3 protein-coding genes are annotated in these 2384 nt (G+C 70.6%); 2 read left to right on the forward strand and 1 reads right to left on the reverse strand.

The window, feature by feature from the left end; genetic code table 11:
• Positions 1-219 precede the first annotated feature (219 nt).
• Both ACFWR9_RS32800 and ACFWR9_RS32805 read left to right on the forward strand, forming a co-directional pair.
• Positions 220-1170: a cytochrome c oxidase assembly protein gene (locus tag ACFWR9_RS32800; RefSeq protein WP_383848492.1), complete on the forward strand. Its 951-nt coding sequence runs from the start codon at positions 220-222 to the stop codon at positions 1168-1170.
• Between the two features lie 91 nt (positions 1171-1261).
• Positions 1262-1432 carry a hypothetical protein gene (locus tag ACFWR9_RS32805; protein WP_107291848.1) on the forward strand — a complete coding sequence of 57 codons (171 nt, stop codon included), beginning with the start codon at positions 1262-1264 and terminating at the stop codon, positions 1430-1432.
• Between the two features lie 21 nt (positions 1433-1453).
• Here the strand turns inward: ACFWR9_RS32805 and ACFWR9_RS32810 are convergent.
• On the reverse strand, positions 1454-2384 hold a 931-nt coding region (locus ACFWR9_RS32810), incomplete at its 5' end, for a sensor histidine kinase (RefSeq protein ID WP_383848495.1).

Here is a 2384-nt window from a genome sequence, read left to right on the forward strand (position 1 = left end):
CGCGGGCCCGGGGGGGGGGGGGGGGGTGGCCCCGCCCCCGTGCGCGCGCCGGGGGGGGGTGCGGGGGCGCGCGCCACCCCGGGGGGCCCCCCCAAATTAAACCCCCCCCCCCCCCTTGGGGGGCGGGCTGGCCCCCCCGGGTAAAAAAAGGCGGGGGGGGCGGTTCTAGTCTTGCTGCGGACAGACTGCGTTCAACCCCCACGAAACAGGAGCCGGCGGATGGATCACAGCGGGCACGGCATGACGATGGATCTGCCGCCGTTCACGCTGGGGCGGGGGCTCGCCTGGTCGGCGGATCCGTTCTTCCTGATCGCCTGCCTCCTGGGACTGGCCCTGTACGGCTGGGGTGTGGCGCGGCTGGTGCGGCGCGGCGACAAGTGGCCGGTCGGCCGGACCGTGGCCTTCGTCATCGGTGTGCTGAGCATCGTGCTCATGATGTGCACCAAGCTCAACGACTACGGCATGGTCATGTTCAGCGTGCACATGGTGCAACACATGATCATCAGCATGGTCTCGCCGATCCTGATCCTGCTCGGCGCCCCGATCACCCTCGCCCTGCGCGCGCTGCCCCCGGCGGCCCGTGGCAGCAAGGGTCCCCGCGAGTTGCTGATGATGCTGCTGCACAGCCGCTACATGCGCATCATCACGCACGCGGCGTTCACCATCCCGCTGTTCATCGCCAGCCTGTACGCCCTGTACTTCACGCCTCTCTTCGACTTCCTGATGGGCTCCCGGGCCGGGCACATCGCGATGATGGTGCACTTCCTCGCCGTCGGCCTGGTGTTCTTCTGGCCGATCATGGGCGTGGACCCCGGCCCGCACCGGCCGGGCTACCTGATGCGGATGCTGGAGCTGTTCGCGGGCATGCCGTTCCACGCGTTCTTCGGCATCGCGTTGATGATGGCATCCGCGCCCATGGTGAAGACGTTCGAGAATCCGCCCGCGTCGCTCGGCATCGACGCGCTCTCCGACCAGAACGCGGCCGGCGGCATCGCCTGGGCCTTCAGCGAGGTCCCGTCCGTGCTGGTCCTGCTCGCCCTGCTGTTCCAGTGGTACGCCTCCGAGCAGCGCCAGGCCCGCCGTACCGACCGGGCCGCCGACCGGGACGGCGACAAGGAGCTGGCGGCCTACAACGCCTATCTGGCCTCGCTGAACACGCGCGGCGGCTGAAGCGGATCGGGCCCGTATCCGGCCGTCCGTGCTCCATCGAGGCATAACCGGGGCACCATGGAAGGCAACGGACCACGAGGAGGGTGTTGCGATGCCCGGTTCCACGGACAGTTCGACGAAGACGATGGGGGCGCTCACCATCGGCGGCCTGGTCGCGGTGACGGCCTACACGGTGGCGCTCGGAAGCAACGGCTGGCTGTGGTTCGGCTGGGTCGTGCTGGGACTGATCACCCTCGGGATGGTGGCCACCCGCAGCGCCTGAGCCCGCGGGGCGCCCGACGACTCACTCGCGGCCGAGCCGGCCCGCGGAGTGCACGCCCGGCTGGTACTTCGGGAGCCGGACGGTGATCTTCATGCCCGCGCCGACGGCCGTCTCGATGACGAGGCCGTGGTCGTCTCCGTAGACCTGGCGGAGGCGGTCGTCGACGTTGGACAGCCCGATGCCGCCGGACGGGCTGACCTCGCGCGCGAGGATGCGGCGCAGCAGGGCCGGGTCCATGCCGGCGCCGTCGTCCTCGATGACGACCAGGGCCTCGGCGCCCGCGTCCTGCGCGGTGATCTGGATGCGGCAGCGGTCCGCCTTGCCCTCCAGACCGTGCTTGACGGCGTTCTCGACGAGCGGCTGGAGGCACAGGAAGGGCAGGGCGACCGGCAGCACCTCGGGGGCGACCTGGAGGGTGACGGCGAGGCGGTCGCCGAAGCGGGCTCGCACCAGCGCCAGGTAGTGGTCGATGGCGTGCAGCTCGTCGGCGAGGGTGGTGAAGTCTCCGTGCCGGCGGAACGAGTAGCGGGTGAAGTCGGCGAACTCCAGCAGCAGCTCGCGGGCGCGCTCGGGATCGGTGCGCACGAAGGAGGCGATCACCGCGAGCGAGTTGAAGATGAAATGCGGGGAGATCTGCGCCCGCAGCGCCTTGATCTCGGCCTCGATGAGCCGGGTGCGGGACTGGTCGAGGTCGGCCAGCTCCAGCTGGACGGAGACCCAGCGGGCGACCTCCCCGGCCGCCCGGACCAGGACCGCGGACTCGCGGGGCGCGCAGGCGACCAGGGCGCCGTGCACCCGGTCGTCGACGGTGAGCGGGGCGACCACCGCCCAGCGCGCCGAGCAGTCGGGGATGTCACAGGTCAGCGGGAACGGCAACAACCGGCCCCGGGAACACCGGAACGCGAGTGAGTAAAATATCAACGGGAGGTTGGTGTGGCCCCCCCCAGACCAA

Origin of the sequence: Streptomyces sp. NPDC058534 (genome assembly GCF_042717365.1) — a bacterium.
Classification (GTDB): domain Bacteria; phylum Actinomycetota; class Actinomycetes; order Streptomycetales; family Streptomycetaceae; genus Streptomyces.

Coding starts and splice junctions, on each gene's coding strand:
- ACFWR9_RS32800 (WP_383848492.1), top strand. CDS start 220: ATGGATCACAGCGGGCACGGCATGACGATGGATCTGCCGCCGTTCACG.
- ACFWR9_RS32805 (WP_107291848.1), top strand. CDS start 1,262: ATGCCCGGTTCCACGGACAGTTCGACGAAGACGATGGGGGCGCTCACC.